Annotated in this window: 13 protein-coding genes; 5 read left to right on the top strand and 8 right to left on the bottom strand. The window is 73.1% G+C overall.

Annotation, left to right across the window (positions count from 1 at the left end; genetic code table 11):
* Positions 1-6 precede the first annotated feature (6 nt).
* Positions 7-1,323, bottom strand: coding sequence for an ABC transporter substrate-binding protein (locus tag EKO23_RS12250; protein ID WP_167880444.1), 1,317 nt, complete (start codon positions 1,321-1,323; stop codon positions 7-9).
* 100 nt (positions 1,324-1,423) lie between these two features.
* On the opposite strand from EKO23_RS12250, the gene EKO23_RS12245 reads away from it, so the two are divergent.
* Positions 1,424-2,197, top strand: a complete 774-nt coding sequence (locus tag EKO23_RS12245; protein ID WP_167880443.1) for a hypothetical protein — start codon at positions 1,424-1,426, stop codon at positions 2,195-2,197.
* Here EKO23_RS12245 and EKO23_RS12240 read toward each other — a convergent pair.
* The 6 genes from EKO23_RS12240 to EKO23_RS26465 form a co-directional block, all read right to left on the bottom strand.
* Positions 2,194-3,060: an aldo/keto reductase gene (locus tag EKO23_RS12240; RefSeq protein ID WP_134717646.1), complete on the bottom strand. Its 867-nt coding sequence runs from the start codon at positions 3,058-3,060 to the stop codon at positions 2,194-2,196. The genes EKO23_RS12245 and EKO23_RS12240 overlap by 4 nt on opposite strands.
* Before the next feature lie 10 nt (positions 3,061-3,070).
* The gene (locus EKO23_RS12235; RefSeq protein WP_134717644.1) at positions 3,071-3,487 is read right to left on the bottom strand and encodes a type II toxin-antitoxin system PemK/MazF family toxin; all 417 of its coding nucleotides are present in this window, start codon (positions 3,485-3,487) and stop codon (positions 3,071-3,073) included.
* Positions 3,488-3,833: 346 nt separating this feature from the next.
* Positions 3,834-4,421: a hypothetical protein gene (locus EKO23_RS12230; protein WP_134717642.1), complete on the bottom strand. Its 588-nt coding sequence runs from the start codon at positions 4,419-4,421 to the stop codon at positions 3,834-3,836.
* Positions 4,422-4,522: 101 nt separating this feature from the next.
* Positions 4,523-8,419: an ATP-dependent RNA helicase HrpA gene (gene hrpA / locus EKO23_RS12225; protein WP_167880442.1), complete on the bottom strand. Its 3,897-nt coding sequence runs from the start codon at positions 8,417-8,419 to the stop codon at positions 4,523-4,525.
* A 100-nt stretch (positions 8,420-8,519) separates the two neighbouring features.
* On the bottom strand, positions 8,520-9,488 hold the full coding sequence (locus EKO23_RS12220) for a M20/M25/M40 family metallo-hydrolase (protein ID WP_134717638.1): 969 nt from the start codon (positions 9,486-9,488) through the stop codon (positions 8,520-8,522).
* A 95-nt stretch (positions 9,489-9,583) separates the two neighbouring features.
* Positions 9,584-10,168, bottom strand: a complete 585-nt coding sequence (locus tag EKO23_RS26465; protein ID WP_281280912.1) for a hypothetical protein — start codon at positions 10,166-10,168, stop codon at positions 9,584-9,586.
* Between the two features lie 133 nt (positions 10,169-10,301).
* On the opposite strand from EKO23_RS26465, the gene EKO23_RS12210 reads away from it, so the two are divergent.
* Genes EKO23_RS12210 through EKO23_RS12195 form a run of 4 tightly spaced genes read left to right on the top strand, consistent with a single transcriptional unit; the run spans position 10,302 to position 15,804 of the window.
* Positions 10,302-11,024 carry a response regulator transcription factor gene (locus tag EKO23_RS12210; protein WP_134717636.1) on the top strand — a complete coding sequence of 241 codons (723 nt, stop codon included), beginning with the start codon at positions 10,302-10,304 and terminating at the stop codon, positions 11,022-11,024.
* A complete protein-coding gene (locus EKO23_RS12205; protein WP_134717634.1) occupies positions 11,021-12,490 on the top strand; it encodes a sensor histidine kinase in 1,470 nt (489 codons plus the stop codon). Before EKO23_RS12210 ends, EKO23_RS12205 begins: the two co-directional genes overlap by 4 nt.
* 48 nt (positions 12,491-12,538) lie before the next feature.
* Positions 12,539-14,590, top strand: a complete 2,052-nt coding sequence (locus EKO23_RS12200; RefSeq protein WP_134717632.1) for an ArnT family glycosyltransferase — start codon at positions 12,539-12,541, stop codon at positions 14,588-14,590.
* Complete coding sequence (locus EKO23_RS12195; RefSeq protein WP_134717630.1) at positions 14,587-15,804, top strand: bifunctional glycosyltransferase family 2/GtrA family protein; 1,218 nt, start codon at positions 14,587-14,589, stop codon at positions 15,802-15,804. Before EKO23_RS12200 ends, EKO23_RS12195 begins: the two co-directional genes overlap by 4 nt.
* Before the next feature lie 52 nt (positions 15,805-15,856).
* On the opposite strand, the gene EKO23_RS25265 is transcribed toward EKO23_RS12195, so the two are convergent.
* On the bottom strand, positions 15,857-16,423 hold the full coding sequence (locus EKO23_RS25265; protein ID WP_167880441.1) for a TerD family protein: 567 nt from the start codon (positions 16,421-16,423) through the stop codon (positions 15,857-15,859).
* Positions 16,424-16,439: the final 16 nt, after the last annotated feature.

Genomic DNA, 16,439 nt, shown 5'->3' with positions numbered 1-16,439 from the left:
GTGGGGTCACTCGTCGGTGCTGTTCTCCCCGGCGCCGACCACCGACCGGCTCGCCTCGTCGATCGACTCGGTGACCGCCTCGATGTTGAGGATGCGCGCGTAGAAGAGCCGGTAGATGCCGGGGTGGATGACCTGCTCCAGGCGCTTGAGGTCGACGTCCGGCGGGGAGATCACGATGTCGCGGACCGACTTGTTGAACACCTCGGGGTGGGCCGGCAGCCGGTCGGGCTGGAGGAAGGCATCGGACTCGGCGACCTCGTTGTTGGAGGGGACGAGGTAGCCGGCCTCGGCGACCCGCGAGACGGACTCGGTGGAGATCGCGTCGACGATGAAGTCCGCGGCCGCCGAGACGCTCGACGGCTCCGAGGACATGCACAGCCCGGTGGTCGTGCCGACGGTGCGGCTGCTCTCGATGGCCGGCATCGGCATCACGTCGAAGCTCAGGCTCGGGGTCTTGCGGAGCTCGGGCACCAGGTCGCGGTAGCCCGCGATCATCCCGAGCTTGCCCTCCTTGAACCGCTGCAGCGCCGACTTCCTGCGCAGCTGGCGCGGCGACAGGGTCAGCCGGTCGGTGCGCAGCAGCTCCATCGTGGTGCCCAGCGCCTCCCGCGACGAGTCGTCGGAGAGGGTCAGCGTGGTCGGCTCCTTGGGGTCGTCGAAGACCTGGCCGCCCCCGGAGTAGACGAACGGCGCCAGCCCCTGCAGGGAGGCCGCGACGTAGACGCCCTTGGTGCCCCTCCGGGTGGCGTAGTCGGCGGCCGCCGAGAACTGCTCGAAGTTCCAGGAGGTCGACTCCGGGCCCGGTGCCGGCAGCCCCTGCTCCTTCATCGTCTCGAAGTCGATGAGGTTGGTGTTGTAGTAGATCACCATCGGGGACACGCCGTACGGCATGCACTGGAGGCGGTCGTCGAGCGAGAAGGCCTGCAGCGCGTCACGCTTGTAGTAGTCGCCGAAGTCGACCCCGCGGGAGTCGAGCAGCTCGTCGACCGGCTGGTTGCGCTGGTCCCTCACGATCTCCGCGAGGTCGCGGCGGGCGAGCAGGAAGACGTCGGGGTTGACCCCGGCCCGCAGCGCCCGGAGCGCGGCGTCCTGGTTGTCGACGTGGTGCAGCTTGACCTCGACCCCGTCGTGGGTCTCGTTGAAGTCCTCGACGATCGACTCGTAGGCCTCGACCTCCTCGTCGGGGCCGTAGGTCATGAAGCTCAGCTTGACCGGGTCGTCCTTGGTGCCGACCGGATCCGGGGTCGGCTCGTCGTCGCTGGTGCAGGCAGCGAGCATCGAGGCCAGCACAACAGCACACACGAACGACGCAGCCCTACGCACCCTGAAGCCTTCCCTGATCACCACGTGGGGCCCCACGATATCGGGACACGCCACACGCACGGCCGGGCGCGACCTCCGGTGCGCCCTACAGTGAGGCGACATGGCACCCCTGCGCCGCCGTGCGCCCTCCAGCGTGACACGTCGGACCCTCCGAACCGGAGCCGTGGTCGCCGTGTTCCTCATCACCCTGGCCGGCTGCGGGAACGACCCCGACACCACCAGCGGCGACCGCGGCGCGGTCGTGGACGACCCGGCCACGCCCTCGGAGACCGTCACCACCGAGGCGGCCGAAGAGGCGACCGGTGCGCCCACCGAGGACACCTCCAGCGAGCCCGCGGAGGCCGGGCTGGAGGCGCGGCTGCTGACCGCCGCGGAGCTGCCGGGCGCGAACGACGAGACCGAGTGGACCGTCGCGTCCACCGCAGCGGAGGACGGACCCTTCGGCACCTGCCAGCGCTTCGACATGGCCTCGCTGGGCGCCGGGGACGCCGTCGTGCGCACGTTCACGAGCAACCAGGACACCGTCGAGGGCGGCCAGGTGCTCGCGGAGTTCTCCGACGCCAAGTCCGCCTGGCGCGCGCACCAGGTGCTGAAGACCTGGCACAAGAAGTGCGCCGAGCAGGTCGAGGCGGGCACGGTCGAGGTCGGCCCGCTCGACTCCCTCGCCCAGGGCACGGCGGTCGCCGACGCGTACGTCGTGCACTACGGCGACAAGGGCGCCGACGAGCAGCAGTGGGACGGCGTGGGGATCAGCCGCACGGGCCCGCTGCTCTCCGTCGTCCAGATCGGGCTGGTCGGGCAGGACTACAACTACCCGGCGGGCCAGGAGCCGGCCGCCGAGGCCGCGCGCCTCGCCCTCGCGAAGCTGGGCTAGCCCTTCTCCAGCGCCGTGAACTGCTCGGGCGTGAGCTCGACGTGCACCGCCGCGGCCGAGTCGCGGATCGACGCCGGCCGACTGGCCCCGGGGATCGGCACCACGTTCGGCGACTTGGCCAGCAGCCAGGCGACCGCGACCTGGTAGGGGCTGACCCCGTGCTCCTCGGCGACCTCGCCGAACGGCGCGAAGTCCGCGGCGAGCTCGTGCGCGTGACGCATCCCGCCGAGCGGGCTCCACGGCAGGAACGCCAGGCCGAGCTCGTCGCACAGGTCGAGCTCGGGCTCGCTGGTGCGGAAGGACGGGGAGAGCTGGTTCTGGACGGCGACCAGCGCGTCGCCGAGGATGCCGTGCGCCTCGCGGATCTGGGCGGGGTCCGCGTTGCTCAGGCCGACCGCGCGGACCACGCCCTCGTCGTGGAGGTCCTTGAAGGCGCCGATCGTCTCGGCGTAGGGCACGTCCGGGTCGGGCCGGTGGTGCTGATAGAGGTCGATCACGTCGACGCCGAGCCGGCTGAGCGAGCCGTACGCCGCCTCGCGGACGTAGCCCGGGCGGCCGCAGATCGGCCACGTCGCACCGTCGCGCTGGATGCCGCCCTTGGTGGCGACCAGCACGTCGGGGTTGCCGGCCCGGCGCAGCGCCTCGGCGACCAGCTCCTCGTTGTGCCCGAAGCCGTCGACGTCCGGTCCGTAGCAGTCGGCGGTGTCGATCAGGGTCACGCCAACGTCGAGCGCCGCGAGGACGGTCTCGATCGCCTGGGCGCGGTCGGGCAGCTCCCCGGTCGCGTGGTGGGGGCGCGAGAGCGGCATGGCGCCGAGGCCGATCGCGCTCACGGTCCGGTCTCCGAGTCGACGGGTCTGCATGGGATCTCCTCTAGAACGTGTGGTGCTCGCGGGCGGCCGCGACCACGGCGGCGTACGTCGTCGGGTCCAGGGCGGCGCCCTCGCGGCGTACGGCGGCGGGGTCGAGGCGCAGCAGCCGGTTGAGCCGGACCTCGCTCGGGCGGCGCTGGCTGTCCCACGCACCGGAGCCGACGTCCATCCAGTACCGCCCCTCACGCGCTTCCTGCGCCGCGTCGAGGTCGTGGTCGGTCGACGTGAGCTGCAGCGCCAGCACCTCGCTCCCGGTCACCGACAGGACCAGCACCGGTCGGTCCTTGCCCTGGCCCGGGTCGTCCTCGTAGGGCACCCAGGCCCACACCACCTCGCCGGGATCCGGCTCCCCGTCCAGCTCCGGCGCGTAGGTCGGGTCGCCGTCCCGAGTGGCGCCGTCCGTGGGGTCGAGGTCCATGCCGCCCACCCTAGGCCCCACCTCCCCACCCCGCCGAACCGTGCGAAATGGCGGCCGAGCGATCCCCGGTGGTCGAGGAGCGAGCGCCAGCGAGCGTCTCGAAACCACCGCCCCGCGACCGTCGAGCGCACTGGTCTGGCGTGCTCCTCCACACCTTTGCCACAATGCCTTGGCTCCCGTGAACGGTCCCTTAGACTCGACGGAGGCACGCCGGACCGCGGCAGCCCCGGGTCCCAACACAAGCCGCTACGAGCGGCCACGCGCCGTGAGGCGCTCCCGGTCCGGCGTGCCTTTCACCTCCCGCCGAGGTGCCCCTTCTTGCGGCCCGAGGTGCCCGGTCTTGCGGTCAGGCCAGCTCGCCGGCCAGCTCCAGGTGGGCCGCCGCCTCGAGCTGCTCGCTCATGGTGAGCATCCGCGACGCGTCCGGGCTGTTCAGGTGCGCCCTGCCGACCGCCACGACGCGCGCGAACGCCGCGGCCCGCAGCAGTACGTCGGCGAAGTCGCCGCCCGCGATCCCCTGCAGCACCTGGTCGACCATGGCCCGCACCTCGTCCGGGCCGGGCGGGTCGGCGACGCCGGCGACAACGCGGGCGACCTGCGCGGTCGCGCGTCCGGACTCGAACTGCTCGGCCGCCTGCACCGGGGCGCGGTGCACCCAGGCGCGGAGCACGTAGAGCCGCCACAGGCACCCGGCCAGCGAGTCCGCCGGCGACCCGGCCCAGACGTCGGCCAGGGTCTCGAGGCCCTCGTTGTCGGCGAGGTGCAGCAAGCGGCCGGCGACCTCGGCGTCCCCCGAGTCCCGGGCACCGCGGACCAGCAACGTGGCCGCGCGGTCGGCGGCCTCCGAGACGAGCTGCGGGTCGGCGCCGCCGTCCAGCTTCTCGAAGAAGAGCGCGCCGGGGGTGGTGGGCCGGTGGTGTCGCCGTTCGGTCACCGGCTCAGCCTATGTCCGGCGGGTAGCCACGGATCGCACCTCGGTTTCGAGACGGCGCTGGCGCGCCTCCTCAACCAGCGGTGACCGGCGATCGTGGGGAGTCAGGTGAGGGCCTTGCGGATCCGGGCGTCGCTGACCGGATACGCCGTGCCGAGCTGCTGAGCCCACAGGGAGACGCGGTACTCCTCGAGCATCCAGCGCACCTGGCGCAGCGCGGCGCCCGGAGGGCGGCCCTCGGGGAGCGCCTCGACCCGGTGCTCCCAGGCCGCCTGGAGGTCGGCGATCTGGCCCATCAGCTGACGGTCGCGTACCACGTCGCCGTCGAGCCGCTCCCGGCGCAGGTCGACGGCGGCGAGGTAGCGCGGCAGCTGCCGCAGCTGCTCGACCCCGGCCTCGGCGACGAAGCCGCGCCGCACCAGCCGGGCGACCTGCGCCTTCATGTCCGAGAGCGCCGGCAGCGTGGACATCTCGGCCCGCCCGCTCAGCGTCTTGTCCGTACGGCGCCACGCGGCCAGCACCGTGAACACGTCCTGCACCACCGCCCGCACCCGCGCCTCCAGGTCCGGGCGCACCGCGGCCAGCAGCGCGGCGTACTCCTCCTCCGACCGGACCGGCGGCCGCGCGTCCACGGCGCGCTGGAGCACCGCCGCGACGCAGTCGTCGAGCAGCTCCGCCACCGTCGGGTACGGCGATCCGGCCAGCGCCAGCTTCTCGGTGTTGCCGAACGAGTCAACGATCGCCTTCGCCGGCGACGAGGTGTTCAGCTGCAGCAGCCGGCGTACGCCGAGCCGGTGCCGCGCCTCCTGCTCGTCCTCGGAGCCGTACACCTGGAGGCCGATGCTCGACACCTCGTCCACCAGCGCTGGGTAACCGCGCACCTCGTGCCCCGCGCGCACCTGCGTGAACGCCTTCTCGATGGTGCCGAACGTCCACGTCGTCTGCCCGGTCGCGGTGATCCCCGAGTCGGACGCGACCGACGCCATCGCCTCGGCGAACCGCGGCCGCAGCGGTTCCTTGAGCGCCTCGAGGTCCTTGCCCCGGCCCTGCTCGCGGCCGCCGTCGTCGACCACCCGGAACGTCGGCCGCAGGTGCTCCGGCACCTTCGTCCAGTCCCACGCCTCCTCGGGCACGACCACCCCGGTGGTCGACCGCATCCAGCGGGTCAGCGCGGTCAGCAGCGGCTCGTCACCGGCGGGTACGGCGGCCAGGAACTCGCGCGCCTTGTTCGGCGCCGGCACGAAGCTCACGCGCAGGTTCTTCGGCAGCGACCGGATCAGGGCGGTCACCAGCTCCTCGCGCAGCCCGGGCACGATCCAGCTGAACTGGTCGGCCTCGACCCGGTTCAGCGTGGCTACCGGTACGTCGATCGTGAGGCCGTCGTCGGCGGCCCCCGGCTCGAAGTGGTAGGCGATCGGGAAGGTCAGCCCCTCGCTGTGCCACAGCTCGGGGTAGTCCTGCGCACGCACCTCGGCCGCGGTGTCGTGGGTGAGCATCTCGGGGTCGAACGTGAGCAGGTCCGGCCGCTTCTGCCGCTCGCGCTTCCACCACTGGTCGAAGTGCGCACCGCTGACCACGTCGGCCCCGACCCGGGCGTCGTAGAAGTCGAACAGGGTGTGCTCGTCGACCACGATGTCGCGCCGCCGGGCCCGGTGCTCGAGCTCCTCGGCCTCCTCCAGCAGCCGGAGGTTCTCGGTGTAGAAGCGGTGCCGCGTCTGCCACTCGCCGTACACCAGCGCGTGCCGGAGGAACAGCTCCCGGCTGAGCTCGGCATCGATCCGGCCGTAGTTCACGAGCCGGTCGGCGACCAGCGGGACGCCGTACAGCGTGACCCGCTCGTAGGCGACCACCGCGGCGCGCTTCCGCGACCAGTGCGGCTCGGAGTAGGTCCGCTTCACCAGGTGCGCGCCCAGCCGCTCGGCCCACTCGGGCTTGATCGCGGCGTTCTGGCGGGCCCACAGGCGGGAGGTCTCCACCAGCTCACCGGCCATGAGGTACTGCGGGTTGGCGCCCTTGAGCCCCGAGCCGGGGAAGATCGCGAACCTGGCACCGCGGGCACCGAGGTACTCCCGCGGGCCGGGTCGCCGCTGGCCCGGCTGGGTCTTGTCCCGCTCCTCCAGCAGGCCGATGTGCGACAGCAACCCGGAGAGGAGGGCCTGGTGGATGCCGTCGGCGTCGGGTACGTCGGCCGGCTGGCCGACCTGCACCTTCATCTCCTTGCAGACCTGGCGCAGCTGCGACTCGAAGTCCTGCCACTCGCGCACGCGCAGGTAGTTGAGGAACTCGCGCTTGCACATCCGCCGGAACGCGCTCGAGGACAGGTCTCGCTGCTGCTGCTTGAGGTGCCTCCAGAGGTTGAGCCAGGTGAGGAAGTCCGAGCTCTTGTCCTTGAACCGGGCGTGCGCCTGGTCGGCCTGCGCCTGCTGCTCGGCGGGCCGCTCGCGCGGGTCCTGCAGGGACAGCGCGGCGGCGATGACGATCACCTCGCGCACGCAGCCGAGGCGCTCGGCCTCGAGGATCATCCGGGCCAGGCGGGGGTCGATCGGGAGCCGGGCGAGGCGGCGGCCGATCTTCGTCAGTCGGGGGCCCGGCCGGCGCCCCGTCGCTGGTTTCGAGACGCTCGCTGGCGCTCGCTCCTCAACCAGCGGCCCGCCGCCCTTCGGTGGTTGAGGAGGGCGCTCTGCGCCCGTCTCGAAACCACCCGAGTCCAGCGCGCCGAGCTCCTCCAGCAGCTGCGTGCCGGCGGAGACGTTGCGCCGGTCCGGCGGTTCCACGAACGGGAACCGGGCCAGGTCGCCGAGGCCCAGCGAGGTCATCTGGAGGATGACCGAGGCCAGGTTGGTGCGCAGGATTTCCGGCTCGGTGAACTCGGGACGACCGAGGTAGTCCTCCTCGGAGTAGAGCCGGATCGCGACGCCGGCGGCGACCCGGCCGCAGCGACCCGACCGCTGGTTGGCGGACGCCTGGCTGATCGGCTCGATCGGCAGCCGCTGCACCTTGGTCCGCACGGAGTAGCGGGAGATGCGTGCGACGCCGGTGTCCACGACGTACCGGATGCCCGGGACGGTCAGCGAGGTCTCGGCGACGTTGGTCGCGAGCACCACCCGGCGGGTGAGCGAGGAGGCGGTCGGCCGGAACACCCGGTGCTGCTCGGCGGCGGAGAGCCGGGAGTACAGCGGCAGCACCTCGAGCCCGGCGCGGCCGTCGAGGGCGTCGGCGGTGTCGCGGATCTCGCGCTCGCCCGGGAGGAACACGAGCACGTCGCCGGGTCCCTCCTGCAAGAGCTCGGCGACGGCGTCCAGGATCGCCTCGGTCTGGTCGCGGACGAACGCCTCCCCTTCCTCGTCCTCTTCGGGCAGTTCGATGAGCGGGCGGTAGCGGACCTCGACCGGGTAGGTGCGCCCGGAGACCTCGACGATCGGCGCCGGCCTCCCCCGCCGGTCGGCGAAGTGCGCGGCGAACCGCTCCGGGTCGATGGTGGCGGAGGTGATGATGACCTTGAGGTCGGGCCGCTTCGGGAGCAGCCGCTTGAGATAGCCGAGGATGAAGTCGATGTTGAGCGACCGCTCGTGCGCCTCGTCGATGATGATCGTGTCGTACTTCCGCAGCTGGCGGTCGCGCTGGAGCTCGGCGAGCAGGATGCCGTCGGTCATCAGCTTCAGCCGCGAGGAGCGCGAGGTGCGGTCGGTGAACCGGACCTGGTAGCCGACCAGGTCCCCGAGCTCGGTGTCGAGCTCCTCGGCGATCCGTTCGGCCACCGACCGGGCCGCGATCCGGCGCGGTTGGGTGTGCCCGATCAGGCCCTTCAGCCCGCGACCGAGCTCGAGGCAGATCTTCGGCAGCTGCGTGGTCTTCCCGGACCCGGTCTCGCCGGCGACGATGACGACCTGGTGGTCGCGGATCGCCGCGGCGATGTCGTCGCGCCGCTCGCTGACCGGCAGCTCGGGCGGGTAGCGGATCGTCAGGGACGGGGCGGAGGACTCGGACACAACGGGCGCCATTGTGCCCGAGCCCCGAAGTGCCCGCGCGGGGGTTTGCTCGCGTGTGCTGTCGTTCGGCTGCAATTGCGGCCGCATGACAGGTCCCGCGCCCGATTCCCTGTCATACGGCTGCGATTGCGGCCCCATGACACGTCCCGCGCCGACTCCCTGCAATACCGCTGCCATTGCCGGGGCTCGGGACAGGCCGGGCGCCAGGGTCAGCTCTGCGGGAGCGGGAACGCGGCGGGACTCCGCTTCCCGCCGCAACACCCTCGGCGAACAGCCGGATGCTGCGCGGGTCGCGCTTGCCGTCGTCGGCAGTGGAGCTGCCCACGATGTCGTTGGTGAACATGCCCTGCACGTCCTTGCCGGCCGCCTTCAGCTGCTCGGCCAGGTGGGTGGAGCCGTAGAGGCCCTGCTCCTCCCCCGCCACCGCGGCACAGACGATCGTCGCGGCCGGCCGGTGCGTGGCCAGCACCCGCGCCACCTCCAGGGAGACCGCGACCCCGGACGCGTCGTCGTCGGCGCCGGGCGCGTCCGCGGTCGCGTTCATGACGTCGGTGACCCGGGAGTCGTAGTGCCCGGAGATGAGGTAGACCCGGTCGGGGTCGGTCGAGCCCTGCAGCGTGGCGAGCACGTTCGTGATCCGGGTGGCCACGGGGACCCGATTGGCCGGCGGCTGCACGTAGGACTGCTTCTCGACCGTCATCCGGCCGCCCGAGGCGGCGGCGTACCGCGAGAACTCGTCGAACAGCCAGTCCCGGGCGGCCCCGATGCCGCGCTCGGGGTCGTCCTGGTCGGAGAGCGTGTGCCGCGTGCCGAAGGAGACCAGCGTGCGGACGTTGGCCTCGATCCGGGCTGGGTCGATCGCGGCCAGGATCGAGGTCAGCTCCGGATCCGGTCGTTGCGGTTGGTTGCGGCTGCCGGGCCCGTCGGGCCAGGCCGGGCCGCCCGGTGCGGCCGCCGCGGCGGCCGCACCGAGCCCGATCGGGGCCGCAACCGCGAGGCCGAGACCGGTCCCGGCGGTGCCGGCCAGGAAGCCGCGTCGGGAGGTGGAAGGGGTGCCGAGGTCCGAGAAGTCATCGGTCATCCCCCCATCCCAACCGCCGATCGCGGCGGAGATCAACCCCGACTGGCCGCGACCGGCCGGTAGCCCCGGTCAGTTCCGCTCGTCGGCTCCGCTCGTCAGTTCCCGTCGTCGGGGCCGTCGTCGTCGCCGCCGGGCGGGACCTGCCCTTGCTGGAACTGCTGGCCGCCGAACGGCTGCTGACCGTTCTGCCCCTGCTGGAAATTGCCCGGGCCGCCTCCGAACCGGCCGCCGTCGCGCTCGTCGTTCCCCGAGGAGACCGCACCGAGCGCGGCCCCGCCGACGCCGCCGAGGATCACCGAGGCCAGGGCGACGCCGGCGACCGCGCGCATCCCGAGCACGCGGTCGCGGAAGCGGGTCGGCGGCCGTGCCGGGGCACCGTACGCCGAGGGCTGGCCGTACGGCGCGCCGTACCCCTGGCCGTAGGCCTGCCCGTACGGCGCCCCGGCGCCGTACGGCGGGTAGCCCGGCGGCTGCTGCGGGTAGTGCGGTGGGGCCTGCTGCTCCGCGGGCGGCGCCGCCTCTGCGCCCGCCCCTGCGCCCGCCCCTCCGCCCGCCGCTGCGCTCGCCGCTGGGCCCGCCGCTGGGCCCGCCTCGGCGGCGGACTCCCGGGCCGGCGGCTGCGGGACCTGGTGGTACTCCGGCGGCAGCGGGGCGTCGCCGGGCTTCTTCTCATCGTTCATGCCCGCCACGGTGCGCGCGCTCCCTGTGCGGAGGCTGTGCGTCGCCCCGGCACCGGCTGGGTGTCCGACCTTTCACAGGATTCGCACAGGAACGTGACAGGCTGACGGCAAGCGCACAGGAGACGGTGACCGCATGAGCTCCCAGACACCCCCGCCCCTCACGCGTCCCGACGGCAGCCCGCTCCGGGTCCTGGTCGTCGACGACGAGCACAACATCGCGGAGCTCATCAGCATGGCCCTGCGCTACGAGGGCTGGGAGACCCAGCAGGCGCACACCGGGTCGAAGGCGGTTGCGGCGGCGAAGGACTTCCGGCCCGACGCCGTGGTGCTCGACATGATGCTGCCGGACTTCGACGGCATGGAGGTACTGCGCCGGATCCGCGGCTTCGCGCCCGACGTACCGGTCGTCTTCCTCACCGCCCGCGACTCGGTCGAGGACCGGGTGGCCGGCCTGACCGCGGGCGGGGACGACTACGTGACCAAGCCGTTCAGCCTCGAGGAGCTGGTGGCCCGGCTGCGCGGGCTGCTCCGCCGGGCCGGGGCCCGGGCGGCCCGCGAGGAGTCCGTGCTCACCGTCGGCGACCTGACCCTCGACGAGGACAGCCGGGAGGTACGCCGCGACGGCGAGGAGATCACGCTGACCGCCACCGAGTTCGAGCTGCTGCGGTTCCTCATGCGCAACCCGCGCCGGGTGCTGTCCAAGGCCCAGATCCTCGACCGGGTCTGGAACTACGACTTCGGCGGCCAGGCCAACGTGGTCGAGCTGTACATCTCCTACCTGCGCAAGAAGATCGACGCCGGGCGCGAGCCGATGATCCACACGATGCGCGGCGCCGGCTACGTGCTGAAGCCATGAAGCTGCCCGCCTCCCTGACCTCGCGGCTGGTGCTGACCACCGTGCTGCTGGTCGCGGTCATCTCGCTTCTGGTCGGGGTGACCACGACGTTGGCGATGCGCGCCTACCTCACCAACCAGCTCGACACCGAGGTCACGGCCGCGCTGCACCGCGACTCCCACTTCGGTGACGACCGCGACCACGACCGCCCCGCACCTCCGCTCGCTCCGGACGGCGACCGCGACGACATCCGGCCGATCGCCCGGCAAGGGGTCGGCACGCTGACCGCGGTGTACATGCCCGACGGCCGCACGGTGGGGCAGGTGCTCACCACCGAGGACGAGAAGCGGCTCTCCAGCGAGGCGCTCGCCGCGCTCCAGGCCGTGCCCGCCGACGGCAGCGTGCACACCGTCGACCTGCCGGGCGTGGGCAGCTACCGGGTGACCGGGGTGCAGACTCCGGGCGGCACCGTGGTCACCGGCCTGCCGACGCGCGAGGTCGACAACCTGATCTCCTCGCTGATCTGGTGGGAGCTGCTGCTGGCGCTGGCCGGGGTGCTGACCGCGGCCGCGGTCGGGTCGATCCTCGTCCGCCGCCAGCTCGCGCCGCTGCGCGAGGTCGCCGCCACCGCGCACGAGGTGAGCGGGCTGCCGCTCTCCGGCGGTGAGGTCGACGTCAGCCCCCGGGTGCCCGAGCGGCTCACCGACGAGGCCACCGAGGTCGGCCAGGTCGGTGCCGCCTTGAACACCCTCCTCACGCACGTCGAGACCTCGCTCGAGGCCCGGCACGAGAGCGAGCAGCAGGTGCGCCAGTTCGTCGCCGACGCCTCCCACGAGCTGCGGACCCCGCTGGCCACGATCCTCGGGTACGCCGAGCTGTCGCGGCGCACCCCCGAGGACGCGGCCGCGCTGCTCGGCGCCCTGGAGAAGGTGGAGTCCGAGGCCGGCCGCATGTCGTCGCTGGTCGACGACCTGCTGCTGCTCGCACGGCTCGACGCCGGCCGTCCGCTGGAGCGGCGACCTGTCGACCTGACCCGGCTGCTGCTCGAGGCGGTCTCCGACGCCCGGGTGCTCGATCCGGGCCACCACTGGCGGCTCGACCTGCCCGACGAGGCGGTCGAGGTCACCGGCGACGAGGCGCGGCTGCACCAGGTGGTCACGAACCTGCTGGGCAACGCCCGCCGGCACACCCCGCCCGGTACCACGGTCACCGTCGGCGTCCGGCCCGGCGACCGCCACCCCGGGCAGCCGGTCCGGATCACCATCCACGACGACGGCCCCGGCTTCCCGCCGGAGCTGGCGGGGCACGCCTTCGAGCGGTTCACCCGCGGCGACAGCGCCCGTACCCGGGACGCCCACCCCGGTGGCGCGGGCCTCGGGCTGTCGCTGGTGCAGGCGATCGTGACCGCGCACGGGGGCGCCGTACGCCTCGACTCCCGGCCCGGCTCGACGACCTTCGTCATCGACCTGCCGCTCACAGGGGACTGACAGCCGCACCCCACGGGCCACCCAGCGCGGCCGTCGACGGTGGCTGGCATGGACCTCTCGACCACGGCGCCGACCGCGCCCACCCGTACCCAGACCACCTCTCCCCCGGCGCGCGCGGCCCGGGCCGCGCGCGCCGGGTCGCGCGTGGACGCGGCCGCCGTACGCCGCCACCTCCCGCTGGCGCTGCTGCTCGGCGGCACCGCCGTGCTCTACCTCTGGGGGCTCGGCGCGTCCGGCTGGGCGAACTCCTACTACGCAGCCGCCGTGCAGGCCGGGTCGGAGTCCTGGAAGGCGTTCTTCTTCGGGTCGTTCGACGCGGCCAACGCGATCACCGTCGACAAGACCCCGCTCAGCCTCTGGCCGATGGTGCTGTCGGTGCGGCTGTTCGGGCTGTCGTCGTGGGCGATCCTGGTCCCCCAGGCACTCGAGGGCGTGGCGGCGGTCGCGCTGCTGCACGCCACCGTCCGCCGTACGACGGGGTCCGGTGCCGCCGGGATCCTCGCCGGCGCGGTGCTGGCGCTGACGCCGGTGGCGACGCTGATGTTCCGGTTCGACAACCCGGACGCGCTGCTGGTGCTGCTGATGGTCGGCGCGGCGTACGCCACCACCCGGGCGGTCGAGGTGTCCGCGACCGGCCGGGCGGGGACCGGTTGGCTGGCGCTCGGCGGTGCCCTGGTCGGTCTGGCGTTCCTCACCAAGATGCTCCAGGCGTTCCTGGTGCTGCCCGCGCTGGCGCTGGCCTACCTGCTGTGGGCCGGGATCCCGCTCGCGCGCCGCGTCGTGCCGCTGCTGGTGGCGTTCGGCTCGCTGGTGCTGGCCGGGGGCTGGTGGGTCGCGATCGTCGAGCTGTGGCCGGCGTCGTCACGGCCGTACATCGGTGGCTCACAGTCCAACAGCGTGCTGGAGCTGACCCTCGGCTACAACGGCCTGGGCCGGCTCACCGGTGACGAGACCGGGTCCGTCGGCGGCGGCGGAGGCTGGGGCCAGACCGGGATCTGGCGGATGTTCGACTCCGAGATCGGCGGCCAGGTCGCGTGGCTGCTGCCGGCCGCGCTGCTGCTCGGCGTCGCCGGCCTGTGGTTCGCGCGGCGGCTCGAGGTCGGCGCCGACGCCCGCCGGCTGGTGCGGGCCGGGCTGACCCTGTGGCTGGCCTGGCTGGTGGTCACCGCGGTGACGTTCAGCTTCATGGCGGGGATCTTCCACGCCTACTACACGGTCGCCCTGGCTCCCGCGATCGGCGGGCTCGTCGCGATCGGCGGCTGGGTGCTGTGGCGGCAGCGTGCGTCGTACACCGCGGCGGCGACGCTGGCGTTCGCCACCGCCTTCACGACAGCGTGGGCGTTCGTGCTGCTGGACCGCGACGGCTGGATGCCGTGGCTGAAGTACCTGATCGCCACGATCGGCTTCGCGGCCGCGCTGATGCTGGCCGGCGTCCGGCACCTGCCGCGCCGGGTCGGGACCGTGGTCGCGACGGTGGCGCTGCTGGCCGGCCTCGCCGCCCCCGCGGCGTACTCGCTCGAGACGGCCGCCACGCCGCACACCGGCTCGATCCCCTCGGCCGGACCGGTGTCCGCAGGCGGGTTCCCGGGCGGGATGCGGGGCGGCCCCGGCGGGGCCATGCCCGGCAATGCTCCCGGAGCCGGGGCCGGTGGGACCGGGGCCGGGGGAACCGGGGCCGGGGGAACCGGGGCCGGGGGAACCGGGAACGGCGGCGTCGGCGGGCTGCTGAACGGGTCGACGTCGACCGCCGAGCTGACCGCGATGCTCCGCGCGGACGCCGAGTCGTGGACCTGGTCGGCCGCGGTGGTCGGTGCGAACAGCGCGGCCGGCTACCAGCTCGCCAGCGGCGAGCCGGTGATGGCGATCGGCGGCTTCAACGGGAGCGACCCGAGCCCCACCCTGGCGGAGTTCCAGGAGTACGTCGCGAACGGCGCGATCCACTGGTTCATCGCCGGTGGCGGCGGGATCGGCGGCGGTCCCGGCGGGATGGGCGGAGGCTCCGGCACCGCGTCCCAGATCGCCGAGTGGGTGGCAGACAGCTTCACCGCGACCACCGTCGACGGCGTCACCGTCTACGACCTCTCAGGCGGCGTGAAGTGAGCGCGGCGGAGCCGCTCGCGGAGGAGGCGCCGCTGCTCGACGTGGTGATCCCGGTGCACAACGAGGAGGCCGCGCTGGCCGACACGGTGCACCGGGTCACCCGGCACCTCGAGCGGCTGCCCTGGTCGTGGCAGGTGACGGTCGCGGACAACGCGAGCACCGACGCGACGCCGATCATCGCCCGGCGGCTGGCGCGCGAGCTGGCCGGCGTACGGGTGGTGACGATGTCCGAGAAGGGCCGCGGCCGGGCGCTCAAGCGGGTGTGGTCGGAGTCGACCGCCGAGGTGCTCGTCTACATGGACGTCGACCTGTCGACCGACCTCAACGCGCTGCTGCCGCTGGTGGCGCCGCTGCTGTCGGGGCACTCCGACCTGGCGATCGGGTCGCGGCTGACCCGCGGGTCGAGCGTCGTGCGCGGCCCGAAGCGGGAGCTGGTCTCGCGGGGGTACAACGTGCTGCTCCGCTCGACGCTGCGGGCCCGGTTCACCGACGCGCAGTGCGGGTTCAAGGCGATCCGGCGTCCGGCGGCGCAGGCGCTGCTGCCGCTGGTCCAGGACGACACGTGGTTCTTCGACACCGAGCTGCTGGTGCTCGCCGAGCGGTCCGGGCTGCGCATCCACGAGGTACCGGTGGACTGGGTGGACGACCCCGACTCCCGCGTCGACGTGCTCCGGACCGCGCTCGACGACCTGCGCGGCATCCGCCGGCTCGGCTGGTCGCTGCTCACCGGTCGGCTCCCCCTGGCCACGGTCTCCACCGAGCTCGGTCGCACGCAGTCTCGGGCCGCCGCCGGCCGCACCGGCACCCAGGTCGCGCTGTTCGTCTGCGTCGGGATCGCCTCCACGATCGCGTACGCCGTGCTCTACCTGCTGTTCCGGCAGGTCACCGGCGGCCAGGTGGCGAACCTGCTGGCGCTGCTGGTGACCGCGGTCGGCAACACCGCCGCCAACCGGTGGCTCACCTTCGGCGTCCGCGGCCCGCAGCACCTCGTCCGGCACCAGGTCCAGGGCCTCGCCGTCTTGGGCGCCGGCCTCGCCATGACCAGCGGCTCCCTCGCCGTCCTGCACGCCTGGTCCGCGACCCCGCACCCGGTCGTCGAGGTGCTGGTGCTCACCGTCGCCAACCTGCTGGTCACCCTGATGCGCTTCCTGGCCATGCGCCTCTGGATCTTCCGCCCCTCGCCGGCGCTGGTCGAGGAGCTCTCCGCTGGTTGAGGAGCGAGTGCCAGCGAGCGTCTCGAAACCACCGCCCGCCGGGCGGGGGCCGTCAGAGGTACGGACGCAGCGCGGCGACCGACTCGGTCGGCACCTTGACCTTGATCCCCTCGCCGATCGCTCGGAGCCGCCAACGGTCGCCGTCACGCGACAGCTTCGCCATCGCCATGCCGGTCTCCGGTACGCCGTTGGTGAGCGTGAACCGGGCGAGCTCGACGTCGTTCTCGTCGACGATCCGGCAGTAGGCGTTGCGGATCCACTCGAGCTCGTGGCCCTGGTAGCTGCTGACCAGGAACACGATCGTGTCGATCCGCGGGTGCACCTTCTCGAGGTCGACGGTGAGCTCCTCGTCGTCTCCCTCGCCGCTGCCGGTCAGGTTGTCGCCGAGGTGCACGACGGAGCCGTCGCGCGAAGTCAGGTTGTTGTAGAACGCCGCGTCGAGGAGCTGGCCGTCCCCGAACGACACCGCGGACGCGTCCAGGTCGATGTCCGGGGCACCCGTGCCCGCGAACCCGGCGTTGCGTGCCTTGTCCCAGCCGACGCCCATCCGTATCCGCTTCAACGGCGTCCCGTCGTCGGTGACCAGCACGAGCTCCTGGCCCTTGGTCAGCTCGATCACGGCCGTCCTCCCTTCG

Source organism: Nocardioides guangzhouensis, from assembly GCF_004519545.1.
GTDB classification, from domain to species: Bacteria; Actinomycetota; Actinomycetes; order Propionibacteriales; family Nocardioidaceae; genus Nocardioides; species Nocardioides guangzhouensis.
Note: the sequence above shows the minus strand (reverse complement) of the source record. Positions and strands in the feature narration are given on the sequence as shown.